Consider the following 2,249-nt stretch of genomic DNA (forward strand, 5'->3'; position numbering starts at 1 on the left):
ATCATTGTGAATAAATTCACAATGATATGCCTTAGTTCTTCAAAATTACTTCAAAAGGAGGTTATAGATAATGAAAAGAATTATAACACTGAGCACTTGTAAACTGCAAGATACTATAAAACATGGTGGATGTGGTGCATGTCAGACATCTTGTCAATCCGCTTGTAAAACTTCATGTGGAGTTGCAAATCAAAAGTGTGAAAATACAATAAATAGATAAGAAACAAGTAGTATTGTACGCAGTTATATTTTATATGGGCGGCAATCTTTATGAAAAAGGAGTTTGATTATCCAGTATGATTCATCAATATAAATTAAATGGATACAATATCGTATTAGATACTTATAGCGGGTCGGTACATGTTGTTGACGATCTTGCTTATGAAATAATTATGCTATATGAGAATACTCCTATGGAAGAAATCCTGTCAATGATGCAGGAAAAGTATAAATATGATTTCCACGTTTCCGAGAAGGAAATTCGAGAAACAATTGCAGATATTGAAGAACTAAAAAGAGATGGGAAGCTTTTTACCGATGATGATTATAAGGACCTTTCAATTGATTTGATAAATCGTCCCACTTATGTGAAGGCTCTTTGCCTTAATGTCGCGCATACATGTAATCTGTCGTGTGAATACTGCTTTGCTAGCCAAGGAAAATACAATGGAAATAGGGCCATCATGAGTTATGAAGTTGGAAAAAGAGCCATCGATTTTCTATTAGAAAACTCAGGTAATCATCGAAATCTCGATGTTGATTTTTTTGGTGGGGAGCCACTCATGGCGTGGAAGACTGTCAAACAGATTGTCGCCTATGCAAGAAATAAAGAAAAAGAGTATAAAAAAACTTTTCGTTTTACATTTACTACAAATGGTATGCTGCTTAATGATGAAATTACTGACTTCTTGAATCAGGAAATGCACAATGTTGTATTAAGCCTTGATGGAAGAAAAAAAGTTCATGATTATCTACGTAAAACTGTCAATGGGAAGGGTAGCTACAATCATATTGTTCCAAAGTTTCAGGAATTTGTTGAGAAGCGTGGAGATAAAGAATATTATGTACGTGGAACCTATACCCATAATAATGTCGATTTTACCAATGATATTTATCACATGGCTGATCTAGGTTTTAATAAGATATCAATGGAACCAGTTATCTGTAATCCAAGAGAACCATATGCGCTCGGTGAAGAAGATCTTTTGGAAATTTACAATCAATATGAAATTCTCTCGAAGGAAATGCTAAACCGTGAGGAAAAAGGAAGCGGTTTTACTTTCTATCATTACATGCTTGACCTTTCAGAAGGTCCATGCGTTCAAAAAAGAATTTCTGGTTGTGGTTCTGGGACTGAATACCTTGCTATTACCCCATGGGGGGAGATATTTCCTTGTCATCAGTTTGTTGGGGAAGAAGAATATAGTATGGGGAATATCTGGGATGGCATTACAAAAACAGAGATACAGTCTCAATTTAAGGAGAGTAATTGCTATTCAAAACCGGAATGTCAGGAATGTTGGGCACAGCTTTACTGTAGCGGCGGTTGCCCAGCTAATACAATACATGCAACGGGTTCCCTTAAGGGAACACATGAGTTCAGCTGTAAAATCTTCCGCAAGAGGATAGAATGTTCTATGATGGTTAAAGTAGCTCAATCCATTAGAGCTATGAAGAAGGAAGAACAAGCCATAGTTCAGTAAATACAAAAGTGCACAAGCGTTGTTATAGCATAAATTTATAAAGATAGTTACAAACAAAAATTCTTTAGTCCAATTTAGAATAAATGAGTTTAAAAGAAGATAGCCATTTGTAATGGCTATCTTCTTTTGTAAAAAATATATAATTTATTCAATTATTTTTTCGATAACAGGCATAACAGCGATTGGTGGAATAGAGTGAGTCCATCCTACAGAAAATATATTTAGTTTTTCACCTACGCTATAGTTATCTTTGCTAGTAATAGGAACACGTAAAATTTTATTCTGAGAAGCTAATTCCCACCAATTATTTTGATAAGAAAGTGCCTCCTCTTTTGTATTAGTGTCAGCTACAACCAAATAATTATCATCTGCTGAAATAACATATCCAGTGAAAGGTATCTGTATTCTTACTTGTTCTTCCTTAATAGGAGTAGGATTACTTATAGAATCTGCCGAAGTAGGAGTTAATCCGAAAGCTAATCCACATCCTAGCGTCAGAGTGGTAACCACTGTTACTAATTTTTGTTTTTTTGAAAACATAATATA

General features: G+C 34.5%; 3 protein-coding genes. 2 read left to right on the forward strand and 1 reads right to left on the reverse strand.

The features are described from left to right. The first annotated feature begins 70 nt into the window (after nucleotides 1-70). Nucleotides 71-220, forward strand: a complete 150-nt coding sequence (gene scfA / locus ACQGSG_RS28440) for a six-cysteine ranthipeptide SCIFF (protein WP_000821352.1) — start codon at nucleotides 71-73, stop codon at nucleotides 218-220. A 76-nt stretch (nucleotides 221-296) separates the two neighbouring features. After that, nucleotides 297-1,703, forward strand: coding sequence for a thioether cross-link-forming SCIFF peptide maturase (gene scfB, locus ACQGSG_RS28445; protein WP_426948655.1), 1,407 nt, complete (start codon nucleotides 297-299; stop codon nucleotides 1,701-1,703). 144 nt (nucleotides 1,704-1,847) lie between these two features. Here scfB and ACQGSG_RS28450 read toward each other — a convergent pair whose 3' ends face one another. After that, nucleotides 1,848-2,243, reverse strand: coding sequence for a DUF3221 domain-containing protein (locus ACQGSG_RS28450; protein WP_000491772.1), 396 nt, complete (start codon nucleotides 2,241-2,243; stop codon nucleotides 1,848-1,850). Nucleotides 2,244-2,249 lie beyond the last annotated feature (6 nt).

It is taken from the genome of Bacillus sp. GMa5/1 (genome assembly GCF_050172015.1).
GTDB lineage: Bacteria > Bacillota > Bacilli > Bacillales > Bacillaceae_G > Bacillus_A > Bacillus_A cereus.